This window comes from Nonomuraea sp. KM88, assembly GCF_052245635.1.
In the GTDB taxonomy this organism is placed as follows: domain Bacteria; phylum Actinomycetota; class Actinomycetes; order Streptosporangiales; family Streptosporangiaceae; genus Nonomuraea.
In genome coordinates, this window is sequence record NZ_JBQQCC010000007.1 from 127,237 (window position 1) to 142,479 (window position 15,243).

At 74.6% G+C, this 15,243-nt stretch carries 13 protein-coding genes; 1 reads left to right on the plus strand and 12 read right to left on the minus strand.

The features are described 5' to 3' along the window. Nucleotides 1–28: 28 nt before the first annotated feature. The 12 genes from ACTWPV_RS22165 to ACTWPV_RS22220 all read right to left on the minus strand — a co-directional run bounded on the left by ACTWPV_RS22165 (nucleotide 29) and on the right by ACTWPV_RS22220 (nucleotide 13,798). Nucleotides 29–2,038 carry a beta-galactosidase gene (locus tag ACTWPV_RS22165; RefSeq protein WP_443153220.1) on the minus strand — a complete coding sequence of 670 codons (2,010 nt, stop codon included), beginning with the start codon at nucleotides 2,036–2,038 and terminating at the stop codon, nucleotides 29–31. Then, nucleotides 2,035–3,075: a LacI family DNA-binding transcriptional regulator gene (locus tag ACTWPV_RS22170; protein ID WP_443153221.1), complete on the minus strand. Its 1,041-nt coding sequence runs from the start codon at nucleotides 3,073–3,075 to the stop codon at nucleotides 2,035–2,037. The genes ACTWPV_RS22165 and ACTWPV_RS22170 overlap by 4 nt, the downstream gene beginning before the upstream one ends. Before the next feature lie 164 nt (nucleotides 3,076–3,239). Then, on the minus strand, nucleotides 3,240–4,202 hold the full coding sequence (locus tag ACTWPV_RS22175) for an arabinan endo-1,5-alpha-L-arabinosidase (protein ID WP_443153222.1): 963 nt from the start codon (nucleotides 4,200–4,202) through the stop codon (nucleotides 3,240–3,242). Nucleotides 4,203–4,465: 263 nt separating this feature from the next. Next, entirely contained in the window at nucleotides 4,466–5,470 is a 1,005-nt protein-coding gene (locus ACTWPV_RS22180) for a LacI family DNA-binding transcriptional regulator (RefSeq protein ID WP_347644673.1), read from the minus strand. After that, nucleotides 5,467–6,555 (minus strand): Gfo/Idh/MocA family protein, encoded by a 1,089-nt coding sequence (locus ACTWPV_RS22185; protein ID WP_443153223.1) that lies wholly within the window; start codon nucleotides 6,553–6,555, stop codon nucleotides 5,467–5,469. Before ACTWPV_RS22185 ends, ACTWPV_RS22180 begins: the two co-directional genes overlap by 4 nt. Further along, nucleotides 6,552–7,400, minus strand: coding sequence for an amidohydrolase family protein (locus tag ACTWPV_RS22190; protein ID WP_347644671.1), 849 nt, complete (start codon nucleotides 7,398–7,400; stop codon nucleotides 6,552–6,554). The genes ACTWPV_RS22185 and ACTWPV_RS22190 overlap by 4 nt, the downstream gene beginning before the upstream one ends. Next, a complete protein-coding gene (locus ACTWPV_RS22195; RefSeq protein WP_443153224.1) occupies nucleotides 7,397–7,885 on the minus strand; it encodes a VOC family protein in 489 nt (162 codons plus the stop codon). The genes ACTWPV_RS22190 and ACTWPV_RS22195 overlap by 4 nt, the downstream gene beginning before the upstream one ends. Continuing rightward, nucleotides 7,882–8,874 carry an alpha-ketoacid dehydrogenase subunit beta gene (locus tag ACTWPV_RS22200; RefSeq protein WP_443153225.1) on the minus strand — a complete coding sequence of 331 codons (993 nt, stop codon included), beginning with the start codon at nucleotides 8,872–8,874 and terminating at the stop codon, nucleotides 7,882–7,884. Before ACTWPV_RS22200 ends, ACTWPV_RS22195 begins: the two co-directional genes overlap by 4 nt. Then, nucleotides 8,867–9,814, minus strand: a complete 948-nt coding sequence (locus ACTWPV_RS22205) for a thiamine pyrophosphate-dependent dehydrogenase E1 component subunit alpha (RefSeq protein ID WP_443153226.1) — start codon at nucleotides 9,812–9,814, stop codon at nucleotides 8,867–8,869. The genes ACTWPV_RS22200 and ACTWPV_RS22205 overlap by 8 nt, the downstream gene beginning before the upstream one ends. Next, nucleotides 9,807–11,162: a class-II fumarase/aspartase family protein gene (locus ACTWPV_RS22210; protein ID WP_347644667.1), complete on the minus strand. Its 1,356-nt coding sequence runs from the start codon at nucleotides 11,160–11,162 to the stop codon at nucleotides 9,807–9,809. The genes ACTWPV_RS22205 and ACTWPV_RS22210 overlap by 8 nt, the downstream gene beginning before the upstream one ends. Before the next feature lie 2 nt (nucleotides 11,163–11,164). Then, nucleotides 11,165–11,923: an SDR family NAD(P)-dependent oxidoreductase gene (locus tag ACTWPV_RS22215; protein ID WP_443153227.1), complete on the minus strand. Its 759-nt coding sequence runs from the start codon at nucleotides 11,921–11,923 to the stop codon at nucleotides 11,165–11,167. A gap of 87 nt (nucleotides 11,924–12,010) precedes the next feature. Next, a complete protein-coding gene (locus ACTWPV_RS22220) occupies nucleotides 12,011–13,798 on the minus strand; it encodes an aldehyde ferredoxin oxidoreductase C-terminal domain-containing protein (RefSeq protein WP_443153228.1) in 1,788 nt (595 codons plus the stop codon). A 293-nt stretch (nucleotides 13,799–14,091) separates the two neighbouring features. Between ACTWPV_RS22220 and ACTWPV_RS22225 the strand changes: the two genes are divergently transcribed. After that, nucleotides 14,092–15,240 (plus strand): cation:proton antiporter, encoded by a 1,149-nt coding sequence (locus ACTWPV_RS22225; protein WP_443153229.1) that lies wholly within the window; start codon nucleotides 14,092–14,094, stop codon nucleotides 15,238–15,240. Nucleotides 15,241–15,243: the final 3 nt, after the last annotated feature.

The following is a 15,243-nucleotide window of genomic DNA, read 5'->3' on the forward strand; positions in this document are numbered from 1 at the left end:
AACAGTGGGCCGCAACGGTGAGCAGGGGTCATTCCGCGTGGGGGCGCAGCGCGACGACGTCGCGGGGAGCCAGCGTGACCTCGCCGCCCGCGACGGCTCCGGTCAGCAGGTCCTCCGCCTGCCAGGGGATGGGCACGACGGCCGTCTCGGCGCCGTGGTTGAGCAGGAACAGCACGTCGCCGCGGCGTACCGCCTCGACACCGGGCGGCAGCCGTGGCAGCGCGCCGGCCACGCCGGCGTCGGCCAGCGCCCGCTCGATGATCTCGCCGAGCGCGGCGGCCTCGGGCATGGTCGCCACGTACCAGGCGACGCCGTCGCCGGCGCGATGCCGCAGCACGGCGGGGCTGCCCGCGAGGTCGCCGCCGGCGAACTCCGCCACCGCCTGCGCGCCCTCGGCCGCCACCAGCTCCGTCCAGGTGTGCGCGGTGAAGGCGGCGCCGCCGGCCCACCGGCAGCGCACCGGCACGTCGTCGGGCGCCGGCCGCCACTCCTCGCCGGACGCGCCCAGCACCTCACGCAGCGGCGCGGGGAACCTGCCCGTACGCACGTGCGAGCGTTCGTCCACCACCCCGGAGAACGGCCCGACCACCAGCACGCCGCCGCCGCGCGCGTAGGCGGTCAGCGCCGCCGCGTCCCGGTCGCCGACGAGGAACAGGTTCGGGACCACCACCAGCGCGTAGCCGGACAGGCCGGCGGAGGGCGGCACCACGTCCACGCTCACGCCGCGCTCCCACAGCGGCAGGTAGTAGCTGAGCAGCTGGTCGGTCGCGTCGAGCCGGTCGCTGGGCCGGCCGCGCTCCTCCAGCGCCCACCAGCTCGCCCAGTCGAACACCATCGCCACCCGCGCGGGAACCGGCGTGCCCGCCACGGAGGCGAGCCCGCGCAGCTCCCGGCCGTGGGCGCGGACCGCCGCGTGCAGCCGCGTGTCCGGCCCTGCGTGCGGCACCATCGCGGCGTGGAAACGCTCGGCGCCGAACCTGGAGGCCCGCCACTGGAAGTAGCAGAGCCCGTCCGCGCCGCGGGCCAGCGCCTGCAGTGACTCCAGCCGGAACTGGCCGGGCGGTTTGGGCAGGTTGTGCGGGCGCCAGTTGACGGCGCTCGTGGCCTGCTCCATCAGCAGCCACGGCCGGCCCCCCGCGAGCCCGCGCATCAGGTCGTGGGTGAGCGCCGTGCGCGCCGGGGCCAGCGGGTCGCCCGGCTCCGGATACCAGTCGTTGGAGACGACGTCCTCCTCGCCCGCCCACGACCAGTAGTCGACCGGCTTGAACAGCCCCATGAAGTTCGTGGTCACCGGCGTGCCGGGGGTGTGCTCCCGCAGGAGGTCACGTTCGGCCCGGTAGTGCTCCAGCAGCGCGTCGGAGCAGAAGCGCCGCCAGTCGAGGCGCTGCGACGGGTTGATGATGTACGGGGCCAGCCGCGGGGGGACGATCTCGGCCCAGTCGCCGTAGCGCTGGCTCCAGAACGTGGTGCCCCACGCCTCGTTGAGCGTCTCCAGGTCGCCGTAGCGCTCGCGCAGCCAGGCGCGGAACGCGGCCGCCGACTCGTCGCAGTGGCAGACCTGGCCGTACTCGTTGCCGACGTGCCACAGGGCCAGCGCCGGGTGGCCGGCGTACCGGGAGGCCAGGGCGGAGACGATCGACAGGGCGCGCTCGCGGTAGACGGGCGAGGAGGGGCAGAACTGGTTGCGCGCGCCGTACCAGAGCCGGTGCCCCGACTCGTCGACCGGCAGCGTCTGCGGCCAGCGGTGCCCCAGCCACGGCGGCGGCGAGGCGGTGGGGGTGGCCAGGTCCACCGCGACGCCGTTCTCGCCCATGAGGTCGAGCACCCGGTCCAGCCAGCCGAAGTCACGCACGTCCGGCTCGGGTTCGAGCCTGGCCCAGCTGAACACGCCGACGGTGACCAGGTTGACCCCGGCCGCGCGCATCAGCTCGGCGTCCTGCGCCCACACCTCCTCCGGCCACTGCTCGGGGTTGTAGTCGCCGCCGAACAGCAGCCCGCGGCCCGCGGTGAGCGTGTGCATCCCCAGCCGTGCGGTCATGCCCGCCTCCTCCCTTCCCGCCCGGTCGTCCGTGGGGGCGCGGAGCTGTCGCCGGCCACCAGCCGGCAGGGCACCAGCCGCTGCTGGGGCGGCCCGTCGCCGCGCAGCCGGTCGACGAGCATGCGCGCGCCGAGCCTGCCGAGCTCCGTGCCGGGCGGCTCCAGCGTCGTCAGCCTGGGGTGGAACATCTCCGCGACCCGGGCCGACGACAACACCAGCATCAGGGTCAGGTCCTCGGGGATCCGCCATCCGCGCGCCGCCACGGCCGCGATCACCCCGACCGCTGCGTGGTCGTCCATCACGGCCAGCGCGGTCACGCCGGGGTGCGCGTCCACGAGCCGCTCGAACGCCTCGCGGCCCTCCTCCGCAGACCCCGGGCGGTAGCCGTCCACATAGCCGATCCCGGCCGCCCGCGCGGCGGCCGCGAACTCCTCGCCGGCGCGGACCGCGGGGCCGTATCCGGCGGCGTGCGCGTCGGCGGAGAGGTTGAAGAAGGCGAGCGCGCGATGGCCGAGCGCGGCCACGTGCGCCACGGCGGACCTGGCCGTGGCCGCGAAGTCGATGTCGGCGTAGTCGATCGAGCCGGGGTCCCTGGTGCGCCCGATCATGCTGAACGGCACGCCCGCCGCCGACAGGAAGGACGCCCGCTCGTCGTCGAGGCCGACCTCCATGAGCAGCACCCCCTCGACCAGCCCGACGCCGGTGAGGTGGCGCAGCTCCTCGATCGGGTCGGCGTGCTCGGGGGAGAGCAGCAGGTGGTGGTCCAGCTCGCGGGCCGCCTCGGCGGCGCCGGTGGCGAACTCCATCTCCGTCAGGCCGAAGCCGCTGCGCGGGGCGGGGTACAGCAGCGCGAGGATGCGGGTGCGCTTGCTCTGCAGGCCCCTGGCCAGCAGGTTGGGGCGGTAGCCGAGCTCGGCCGCGGCCTGCTCGATGCGCCGCCTGGTGTCGGCCGCGACCGGCCGGGTCCCGTTGAGCGCGGCCGACACGGTGCTGATCGCGACCTGCGCGCGCTCGGCCACGTCTCGTAATGAGGACATCCTGCTCCCGACCCTGGGCACGCTCGGCCGGAGGGGCCGATACGGTTGTCGAAACGTTTCGCACAACGTAGGGTCCGTTTTGTGTGGATGTCAATGGTCCTGATTCGGATGTCCAGAAAGGCGGCCCCGGCCGCGCCGGCGTGACCGGGGCGCGCCCGCGGGCTCTAATGCACGTACGGCCAGCCGCCGGAATCCCAGCCGAGGAGGTTGATCCCGAGCTTGGGCGTGCCGTTTTCCGCGCCGTCGTAATAGTGGTAGACGAGCAGGTCGCCGTCGACGTCCCGCATGATGCTCTGCCCGCCGGGGCCGACGAACCGGCCGTGCGTCTCCAGGACCGGCGTGCCGCCGCCGCCCAGCATGGGCCGCCCCGAGCGGTCGACGTACGGGCCGGTCGGCCTGGTGGAGCGGCCGACCTTGACCTTGTACGTGCTGCTCGTGCCGGCGCAGCACCGGTCGTAGGAGGCGAACAGGTAGTAGTGGTCGCCGTGCCTGACGATGTGGGGCGCCTCGACGGCGCGGGGCGCGTCGGGGCGGGTGGCGAGGTGGTGGAGCGTGCCGTCGCCGGGAAGCCGCTTGCCCGTCGAGGGGTCCAGCCGGATCATCCGGATGCCGCTCCAGTGGGAGCCGAAGCTCAGCCACCACCGGCCGGAGGCGTCCACGAGCAGGTTCGGGTCGATGGCGTTGTGGTCGGAGCTGGTCGTGGTCGCATAGACGACGCCCTGGTCGGTCCACGAGCCGGGCTGCCCGGTCGAGCTGGTGGCCAGGCCGATCGCGGAGTGGTTGGAGCCGAAGCCGGACACCGCGTAATAGAGCAGATAGCGCCCGCCGTGCTGGGAGATGTCGGGCGCCCACGGATCGTTGCCCGAGGAGTAGGCGCGCCACCACGACGGCGGCGTGCGGAAGGCGGATCCGGCGCGGGAGAAGGCGATGCGGTCGGTGGAGGTGCGCGCCTCCAGGTAGCCGTGGGTGGAATAGAGCACATATCCGGTCGAGGTGCGGATCATCGTGGGGTCGTGGACGACGACGTCCCCGGTGACGTGGCCGGGGTCGGGGTAGGCGAAGGCCGTGCTCGCGAGGAGCGCGAGCGCGGCCGACGAGGTGCCGATCAGACGTGCGAGGCGACGCACAGGGGTCCTCCTTCGGGGGCGGCCGTGCCGCCGTTCGTGGTCCGCCTGCCTGACGCTGCGCCGCACGACATGTAAACCCCGCCTCTGACGGACGTCAACCGCCGCGTGAAACTTTCACGGCCGTCCGGGCGCGCTCCGCGGGGACCGGCCCCGGGCCTTGACAGGGACGCCGGCCAAGCCTACGTTCGAGCTGCTTCGCCCCTTCTGTTAGCGCTAACAGTGCCTGCCGCGCTGCGCCACAGCGACAACCCGGCACCCGCGCGTCACCCGGGCGGCGGCGCGGTGGACCGGCGCTGGATGAGCTCCACGGGCCCGGCCAGCACCTCGGCCACCTTGTCGTCGGGCCTGAGCCCGGCGAGCAGGGTGACGCCGCGGCGGCCCAGCTCCGCCAGCGGCATCCGCACCGTGGTCAGGGCGGGGAACAGGTAACTGGCCAGCTCCAGGTCGTGCACGGCCACGATCGACACGTCCCGCGGGATCTCCAAACCGGCCGAGCGCGCCCCCTCCATCGCGCCGATCGCCGAGGCCACGTTCGCCACGAACACCGCCGTCGGCCGCTCGGGGCCGCCGAGCAGCCGGGCCATCGCCGCCGCGCCGCCGGCCGGCGTGTACCCCGCCGCCACGATCGGGCCCTCCGGCAGCCGCGCCTCGCGCATCGCCGCCGAGTAGCCCGCCGACCTGCGGCCGGCCGTGTCGGCGGCGGCCGGTCCCGCCAGGTGGGCGATGCGGCGGTGACCGAGGCGTACGAGATGCTCCACCGCGAGCGCGGCGGCCCGCTCGTCGTCGAGGATGACGTACCGCTCGACGCTCCTGCTGCGGTTGTTGAGCATGATCCACGGGATGGCGGCCCGGTCGAGGTGCTCCACGAGCCCGGCCTCGTCGCCCGCCCCGGCCAGCAGCAGGCCGTCGATGCGGCCCTGCCCGATCCGGTCCATGTACTCGCCGAGCCCGGCGCCGATGGCGCTGCCGGTGACCAGGACGTACCCCTGGGAGGCCGCCTCGGACTCCGCGCCCTTGATGATCTCCGCGTAGACGGGGTTGGCGAAGTCGGGGATGAACAGCCCGAACATGTGCGCACGCGCGGTGCGCAGGCTCCGCGCGGCCACGTTGGGCCGGTAGCCGAGCCTGTCGATCGCGGTCAGCACCCGCTCCCGCGTCTCCTGGCGGATGTTGAGCGTGGGGTCCTTGTTGATCACGCGGGAGACAACGGCCCTGTCGACCCTCGCCATCGCGGCGACGTCGGCGAGCGTGACCCGTGAACGCTTCATGCCGACGATCCTGGACGCACGCTCTCGCCCTTGTCCATCGAGCGGTAGAGGGCGTGGATCAGGCGCAGCGTGCCGAGGTTGTCGGCCCCGGACGTCTCCGGCTCGCCGCCCTCGGCGATCGCCCGCAGCAGCGAGCCCATCGGCCCGGCCACCGCGTCCGGCAGCCACCGCGTGGTCACCGGGTACGGCAGCCAGCCGTCGGTCGGCAACGAGCGGCTGTTGACGGCCAGGGTGTCGGGGCGGCCGTGCGGATAGTCGTAGAGCAGGCCGAGCGTGCCCTTGATCGCGCCTTCCGTCCCGTCGATGCGGAACGACGCCTCCTGGTCGCCGGTGCGGTTCTCGTGCGTGGCGTGGACGAGCGCCCGCACGTCGCCCGGGTAGACCAGCGTGCTCATCGTCCTGGTCTCGCCCTTGGCGACCTGGCCCGGCGTGCGGCTGCCGGTGCAGAAGACGAGCTCGGGGTCCCCGAGGACCGAGCGGATCGCGTCGAGATAGTGGATGGAGTGGTAGACGATCTCCAGCCGCTCGGAGCTGACGAGCCAGTCCCAGGCGCTCCAGTCGGTGTGGATGTTCACCGTGAACGTCATGGCCGTCGGCTCGCCGATCCAGCCCGCGCGGACCATGGCGCGGGCGGCGGCGACGCCCTCGTCGAAGCGGAGCTGCTGGTTGACCGCGACCTTCAGCCCGCGGGCCGCCGCCAGCTCGACGATCTCCTGCCCGGTCGCGACGTCGGGCGCGAACGGCTTCTGGCACAGCAGGTGCTTGCCGGCCGCCAGCGCCGCTCGCGCGATGGCGGGCTGCGCCCCCGGCGCGACCGCGATGTCGACCACGGCGGCCCGCTCGTCGGCCAGCAGCTCCTCCAGCGACCCGTACGTCCTGGGCACCCCGTGCCGGCCGGCCACCTCGGCGGCCCGCCCGGCGTCGAGGTCGAACAGCCCGGCCACCTCCAGCCCGGCCTGCCGGTAGGCGGGCAGGTGCGCGACGTCGACGATCGCCCCCGCGCCGACCACCGCGATCGGCAGCCGGTGTCCGGCGGGGACGGCCAGGCCGGCCGCGGCGGCGATGGGCGCGAAAACGTCGATCATGCCGGCTCCTCCATGCCGTAGAAGCGGGTCGCGGTGCCGCCCAGCACGGCCGCGCGATCGGCCGGCGACAGCCCGGACAGCGCCGCGCCCGTCTCCCGCCACACCTTCGCGTAGTCGCCGGCCAGCAGCGCCACCGGCCAGTCGCTGCCGAACATGAGCCGCTCGGGCCCGAACGACTCCAGCGCGTGCTCCACGTACGGCCGCAGGTCGGCGGCCGTCCAGGCCGCGGCGTCGGCCGCGGTGTTCAGCCCGGACACCTTGGCGTACACCTGCGGGCACTCGGCCGCGCGGGCGAGCAGCGACGCCCACGGCTCCCAGCCCTTCTCCCTGATCGGCGGCTTGGCGAGGTGGTCGATGACCATCCGCAGGCCCGGCACCCGCTCGGCCAGCACCGGCACGTGCTCCAGGTGCCGGGGCAGCACGGCCACCACGTCGAACGGCAGCCCGGCCGCCGCCAGCAGCCGCAGCCCCTCGATCACGGAGTCCTGCAGCACCCAGTCGGGGTCGGGCTCGTCGTGGATGAGGTGGCGCACCCCGGCGAACTTCGGATGGCGCCGGTAGCGCTCCAGCGCCCCGGCCGCCTCGTCCGGCCGCCGCAGCGGCACCCAGCCCACCACCGCGCCGATCACGTCGTGGGCGTCGGCCTGCGCGAGCATGGCGTCGGTGTCGGCGTAGGAGTCCATCGCCTGCACCAGGACCGTGCGCTCGACTCCGGCGGCGGCGAGCTGGGGGAGAAGCTCGTCCGGCTCGAACGTGCGGAAGATCGGCCCCGACTCCGGAGTCAGCCACGGGTAGGAGCCGGTCTCGAGGTTCCAGAAGTGCTGGTGGGCGTCTACGACGGTCATCCGGCCTCCTCGCCAGATCGTCCGAGCGGGTTCGCGGGGGGTTGGACCAGCTCCAGTGTGATCGCGTCGGGGTCGAGGAAGTAGCAGGCGTAGCCGCCCTTGTTGACGCCCGCGGTGATCTCTGCGGGCGGGTTGACGAAGCTCACGCCGGCCGCCGACAGCCGGGCGTGCTCCGCGCGGGCGTCCTCGACCGTGAGCGCCAGGTGGGCGGCGCCGGGCAGGTGGCGGGCGGGGTCGCGCGGCCGGCCCCTGGGCCGTACGTACTCGACCAGTTCCAGGTCGTGGGTGGAGACGCCGCGGGGCTGGCCGGGCACGGCGAGCTGGGCGACGCGCAGCACCGCGTCGGGGTAGCCGACGAGCCCGCGGGTGTAGGCGTTGTCCTGCTCCTGCCGGTGCACGAGGGCGAATCCGAGCAGGTCGCGGTAGAAGGCCACGGACCTGTCGAGGTCGGCGACCGTGAACGAGAAGTGCCAGACGCCTCTCATCGCGGAGCCTCCCGCCGGGCCAGGGCGCGGAGCTCGTCCGCGACGCGATCGGCGCCGGGCACCAGGGCCCGCGCCAGCGCCGGCGCGGCCGGCATCCGCACGTCCGGCGTCCCGATCCTGACGGGCGGCGCGAGCAGCGGCACCCCGGCGCCGGCCACGCGGGCGACGACCTCAGCGCCGAAGCCGCCGGTGACGTTCGCCTCGTGCACGACCGCCAGCCTGCGGGTGCGGCGGGTGCTCGCCAGCACCGCCCCGGTGTCGAACGGGTTGAGCCACGGCGTCTCCAGCACCTCGGCGTCGATCCCCTCGCCGGCCAGCGCCTCGGCCGCCTCCAGCACCCGGTGCGTCATGGCGCCCCAGGTGACGACCGTGACGTCGGAGCCGGGACGGCGGGTGCGCGCCCCGCCCATCGGCTCGACCGGGCCGCCGACCCGGACCTGCTCCTTCGCGCCGAAGTACAGCGTGCGGTTCTCGATCACCAGCACCGGGTCGTCGCAGTGCACGGCCGTCACCAGCAGGTCGTAGGCGTCCTGCGGCGTGCTCGGCATGCACACCCGCAGCCCCGGCACGTGCAGGAACAGCGCCTCCAGGCACTGGGAGTGCTGGGCGCACGCGCCCGGCGCGTTGCCCTGCTGGGTGCGGATCGTCAGCGGGGCGCTCAGCCGCCCGCCCGAGACGTAGCGCACGTTGGCCGCCTGGTTGACGATCTGGTCGAGCGCCACCAGGGAGAAGTCGGCCCACATGATCTCGACGATCGGGCGGCGGCCCATCATCGCCGCGCCCACCGCGCTGCCGAGGATGGCCGACTCGCTGATCGGCGTGTCGAACGCCCGGTCGCCGTGCTGCTTGCGCAGGCCCCTGGTGACGCCGAACACGCCGCCCGGCACGGCGACGTCCTCGCCGTAGACGAGTGTCTCCGGCAGTTCCTCCATGAGCCGGTGCAGGGCCGCGTTCACGGCCTCGCCGTAGGTGAGATCGCGCTCATGCATACAGGTGCTCCCTCGCGGTCGCGGGGTCGGCGAGCGGCGCGTCGAGCGCCGCCGCGGCGGCGGACTCCATCTCCGCCCGCGCCCGGCGCTCCACCGCGTCGACGTCGTCGGCGGGGACCCCGTCGGCGAGCAGGCCCTCGCGCAGCCTCGCGATCGGCTCCCTGCGCCTGATCCGCTCCAGCTCGCCGGGCTGACGGTACGCCTCGGCGTCGCCGATGTAGTGGCCCACCAGCCGTTCGGTCATGCACTCGAGCAGGGTCGGCCCGCCACCCTCGCGGGCGATTTCCAGGGCGTCGCGCATGTGGAAGCGCACGGCCTCGGCGTCGTTGCCGTCGATCCGGTGCCCGGGCATCCCGTACGCGGCCGCCCGGTCGGCCAGGCGCGGCGCGCGCACCATGTCGGCGATCGGCGTCAGCTCCGAGTAACGGTTGTTCTCGCAGACGAAGACGACCGGCAGGGAGAAGGCGGCGGCGAAGTTCATCGCCTCGTGCACCGCGCCCTGGTTCATCGCGCCGTCCCCGAAGACGCTCACGGCGGCCCGGCCCGAGCCGTCGAACCTGCCCGCAAGCGCGGCCCCGCACGCGATCGGCGCGCCGGCGCCCACGATCGAGTTCTCGCCGTGGAAGCCGTGCTCGGCGGCCGTGAAGTAGGCCGAGCCGCCCCGGCCGCCGTTCACCCCCGTCGCCCGGCCCATCAGCTCGGCGAACAGCGGCTCCGCCGGCACGCCCCTGGCCAGCGCCCAGCCGTGACCGCGGTAGGTGGCGAACAGCGCGTCCCGCGGCTCCAGCACGTCGCACGCGCCGGCCGGGATGGCCTCCTGGCCGACGCACAGGTGCACAGACCCCACGATCGGGCCCTCGGCGCGCAGGTCGCGCACCTTCTCCTCGAACGCGCGGATCCGCCACATGGCCAGCAGGTCCGCGAGCCGTCTCTCACTCATCGCTCTTTCTCCAGGCGTCCAGGGCCGCGGCGCAGATCGCCCCGGCGTCGCCGATGTAGGACTCGGGCGGGATGGGCAGCGTGCCCAGGCTCGCCAGGTCGTCGGGGCCGGCGACGTCGCGCAGGGCGTCGGCCAGCGCGCGCCCGCGCTCGCGCGCCTCGTGGGCAGCCTGGTAGACCAGGTCGTGCGCCTTCTCCCGGCCCAGCACGGGCGCCAGGCGCATCATGTACGCCTCCGCCATGATCAGGCCGCCCTCCGCACCCAGGTTGGCCCGCATGGCGGCGGGATAGACGCGCAGCCCGGCGGCGACGTCGGCGGCCGTGGCCAGCGCGCCCGCGGCCAGCTCGGCCAGCAGCGGCACGACGTACCACTCGACCTGCCACTCGCCGGCCGCCCGCTCGTGGCCGGCCTCCATCGCGCGGAACAGGCCGGAGCTGAGCGCCCCCGCCGTGCCGGACATGCCGATGACGGCTTCGCAGCCGATGGGGTTGGCCTTCTGCGGCATCGTGGAGGACGCCCCCCGGTGGTGGCCGCCGGCCTCGCGCACCTCGCCGACCTCGGTCCTGGACAGGTCCACGACCTCGCGGGCGAAGCGGGCGGCCGTGGCCGCCAGGCTCGCGCAGGTCACGCCGAACTCGGCGACGCCGTCCCTGGCCACGTGCCACGGCACGTCCGTGGTGCGCAGGCCGAGCCGCCCGGCCACGCCCTCGCGCACCTGGCGGGCGCGCTCGCCCATCGCCGCGGACGTGCCGCCGGCGCCGAACAGCGACACGACCCGCACCTGGCGTGCGGCGGCGGCGACCCGCTCGCGCTGCCGCGCCGCCTCCGCCAGCAGCACCGCCATCTTCGCGCCGAACGTCGTGGGCACCGCCTGCTGGGCGTGCGTGCGCGCGGCGATGACGGTGCCCGCGTGCCCGGCCACGAGACGGGCGAGCGCGTCGCCGAAGGAGCCGAGCAGCGTGGCCAGGTGGTCGAGCGCCTCGCCCATCTGCAGGGCGAGGCCGGTGTCCATGATGTCCTGCGTGGTGGCGCCGTAGTGGACCCGGCCGTCGGGCCCGTCCGGGAGGGCCGCCGCGATCATCCGGACGAGGGGGAGGATCGGGTAGCCCACGTTCGCCGCCTCGTCCCAGAGGCGGTCGAGGTCGATGGTGCCCGGGACGCAGGCCGCGGCGATGGCCTCCGCGTCGGCCTCGGTGATGATCCCCGCCTCGGCCTGGGCCCGGGAGAGCGCGGCCTCGGTGCGCAGCCAGGCGAGCACGGTGCGCTCGGCGGAGAAGATCCCGGCCATCGCGCGGTCGGCGAACAGCTCGGGCAGCAGCTTGAACGTCTGCGCGGAGGAGGCGGCCACGGTCAGTTCATCTCCAGTCCGCCGTCGACGTTCAGCGCCTGGCCCGTGACGAACGAGGCCAGATCGCTGGCCAGGAACAACACCGCGGAGGCGACCTCCTCGGGCCGGCCGGGACGGCCCAGCGGCGTACGCTCGCCGACCTCCTTGAGGTGGGCGGCGCCCGCGCCGGGGCCGAAGCGGCGGTCGCGGTCGGCGATGATCTCGTCCCACATGGGGGTGAGGAAGACACCGGGGCAGACCGCGTTGACCCGTACGGGGGCGAGCGCCTCGGCCGCCGACTTCGTCAGGGAGAGCAGCGCCGTCTTGGTGGCCGAGTAGTGGGCCGCGTTCGGGCGGCCCGAGCGGGCGGCGACGGAGGCGAGGGTGATGATCGAGCCGCCGCCCTGCTCGGCCATCCGCCGGCCGACGGCCTGGGTGAGCCAGAAGGCGGCGTTGAGGTTGGTGTCCACGATCCGCAGCCATTCGTCCGGCTCGATGTCCAGCAGCGGCGTGGTGCGCATGACGCCGGCGCAGTTCACCAGCACGTCGAGCCGGCCGGGATGGGCGGCCAGGGCCTGGGCCTGGGACCGGTCGGTGAGGTCGGCCGGCCGTGCGGTGACGCCCAGCGCGGCCGCCGCCTCGGCGAGCCTCGGGCTCTCCAGGTCGGAGAGCACGACGTCCGCTCCTGCCTCGGCCAGCGCGCGGGCGCACGCCGGCCCGAGGCCGCCCGCACCGCCCGTGACGAGCGCTGTGCGCCCGCTCAGGTCGATCGTGACAGCCATCCCCGATGGTCTCCCTCTCGTCAGTCAAACGATTGACCTGACCCTAACAGCGGCCTCGCGAACCGAACAAGAGGGAGATCAATTGTTCTATCGGGAAATGTCCTGCCAGCCGAGTTCCGCGCAGAACGCCGCGCTCGCCCGCGCGAACGCGGCGCGGTCGAGCACCGCGCCCTTGTGGCGGCCCTCCGTGATCGGCTCGTCGTGCATCCGGGCGGGCAGCCCGCCGGGAGCGCCGCCCTCCCTGGCCGCGTACGCGCGCATCTCGTCGAGCCGGAGCTGCCCGGCCGCCAGCAGGTCCTCCAGCGTGAACGCGTCGCCGAGCACGGCGGTGACCAGCGCCGTCAGGCGGTCGACGGTCAGCGGGCGCGTGGGGGAGGAGGCGAAGACGCACAGGTTGAGCGCGTCGAGACCGCTCCAGAGCCGCAGCAGCCGGGCGGTGCGCCGCCCGCGCTCCTCGTCCAGCACCCCGGCGGGGGCGGGCTCGGCGCCGATCCGCCGCGCCTCGGGGAAGCTGTAGCCCAGCCCCGAGACGGGATCGAAGTCGAGGTCGTGCTCCAGGGCGTCGTAGCGCGGGCCGCCCGGCGCGAGCGCGTACCCGAGCCCGACACCGGGCTGGATCCGGGGATCGAAACACGGCAGCTCCGCACCCCGGGCGGTCATCGCGTACGCCGCCGCCCCCGGCCCCACCCGCGCCGCCGCCCTGGCCGACCCCTCCGCCAGCAGGTCGCCCAGCGCGCCGGCACGGGCGGCCACGTCCCTGATCAGCCCCGGCAGCGCCGCCACGTCGCCGAACGCCGGCCCGCCGGGCAGCAGGCCGCGCGCCGCGCACTCCATCGCGAAGGCGAGCGTCCCGCCGAGCGAGACGGGATCGAGGCCGAGGTCGTTGCAGAGGGCGTTCGCGGCGAGCACGGCGTCGAGGTCGTCGATCCCCAGGTTCCACCCGAGCGACAGGAACGCCTCCTGCCCCAGCCCGCCGGAGCGCCGCTCGCTCAGTCCGGGCGGGGCGTACACCTTGAGGCAGTCGTTCGGGCACCCCGGGCACGCGCCCGTGGTCGCCACCGCCCGCCCGTCGTAGTCGCGGACGGCCGGAACGCGCAGCCCGCCCGCCCCCGGCACCGAGAAGTTCCGCACGGACGCGTAGCCGGGGTCGAGAGGGTCGCCCGCCCACCCGGCGAACCCCGGCTCGCCCGCCTGCAGCGCCGCCAGCGGGTTCGTGGCCAGCGACTCCCGGTAGAAGGCCGTCAGCGCGGCGATGGTGCCCGGGTCGGCGACCGGCGCGGGAGCGTCGCCCGCGCACACGACCGCCTTGAGGTTCTTGGCGCCGAAGACCGCGCCCAGGCCGTACCGCCCGGCGGGGTGGGCGTGGCCGGTGACCACGCTCGCGTACCTGACGAGGTTCTCCCCGGCGGGCCCGATGGCCGCCACCTGGGCCGCCGCGCCGTGCCTGGCCCGCAGGGCGTCCGTGGTCGCGGCGACGCCGAGCCCCCACAGGTCGCCGGCGTCGCGGCACACGACCTCGCCGCCCTCGACCAGCAGGTACGACGGCCGCTCCGCCCGCCCGAGCACGGCCAGCGCCTTCGCCCCCGCCCCGCGCATCCCGGCCGCGAACGGCCCCAACGCGTGCGTCTCCCCGGCCACCCCCGTCAGCGGCGACTTGGCCAGGAAGACGGCCTTGGCCAGGCCGGGCGCCGCCGTCCCGCCCAGCATGCCCGCGGCCACGTACAGCAGGGCGCGGGGGTCGTACGGATCCAGCCCGGCGGGCGTGCGCTCGGCCATCAGCCGCAGCCCGAGGATGGACCCGCCGTAGTGTCCCCTCTCGGCCGAGCGGTCTTCGCGTTCGACGCTCCCGCTGGTCAGATCGACAATGAACGGCAACAAAGCCTCCTTGAGTCGAAGGAGGCGGCCGGCCCCGGGCAGGCCCGTCGCCGTCCGCCAGACCTCAGGAGCGGCACACCATCACATATCACGCGTACGGCGCAACCCGGCCTGCTTCCATCCTTGATGGGCGAAAAGAGCGCGGACGGCGGCCGACACGGATTTTCCTCCGCCGCCCGGGCAGGAGATCTCGTCCTCGCCCTGGGCGGTGGCGCCGCGCTGCTGGCCGCCTTCCTGCCCCAGGTGATCTCCGCAGACCCCTGTCCTTACCCCTCGTCTACCTGCTGGGCGGCATGGCGCTCTTCGCCCTGCCGATCGGCCTGCCGGAGCCCGACCCGGTCGCCCACCGCGTGGCGCTCGAGCACATCACCGAACTGTGCGTCGTCGTCTCCCTCATGGGGGCGGGTCTCGCGATCAACCGGCGGGCCGGAATGCGCGCCTGGTCGACGACGTGGCGGCTGCTCGGCCTGGCGATGCCGCTCACCGTGGCGGGCGTGGCCGTCGCCGCCGCCCTCCTGCTCGGCTGGCCCGCCGGGGCGGCGCTGCTGCTCGGGGCGGTGCTGGCGCCCACGGACCCGGTGCTCGCCTCCGACGTGCACGTCGGCGAGCCCGTAGACGCCGAGAACGCCGACGACGAGGTGCGCTTCGCCCTCACCTCGGAGGCCGGGCTCAACGACGGGCTGGCCTTCCCCATCGTGTACGCCGCCGCCGTCGCGGTCGCCGGCGGGACCGGCTGGCTGGGGGAGTGGGCGCTGATGGACGTGCTCTACCGCACCGCCGCCGGCATCGTCTCGGGCCTGCTGATCGGCTGGCTGCTCGGCCGCCTGTTCTTCCGCGCACCGTCCAGCGGGCTGCGCCTGTCGGAGCGCCGCGACGGCTTCGTCGCCCTGGCCGCCACGTTCCTGTCGTACGGGGTGACGGAGCTCGTGCACGGGTACGGCTTCATCGCGGTGTTCGTCACCGCGTGCGCCATCAGGCGGGCCGAGCACGGGCACGGCTACAACAACGTCCTGCACGGCTTCGTGGAGCAGATCGAGCGGCTGTTCACGGCCTGGCTGCTGCTCCTGCTCGGCGGTTTCGTCGCCGTCGGCGGCCTGTCAGGGCTCACGTGGCGCGGCGCGGCCGTCGCGCTTCTCCTCCTGCTCGTCATCCGGCCGCTGACGGGCTGGCTCGCGCAGCTGCGCGGCCCGGCCGGGCCCAGGGAACGCCTGGTGATCTCGTTCTTCGGCATCCGGGGGATCGGGTCGCTGTTCTACCTGACGTACGCGCTGGGCCAGGCCGGCTTCGGCGTACCCGCCGAGGAGCTGTGGGCGGTGACGGGATTCACCGTGGTGGCCTCGGTCGTCCTGCACGGCCTCACGGCCACCCCGGTCATGAGGCGCGTCGACGCACTCCGCGACCGCGCCGAGACCAGCTCACCGGCCGCCCAGCCCGCCCCCTGACCA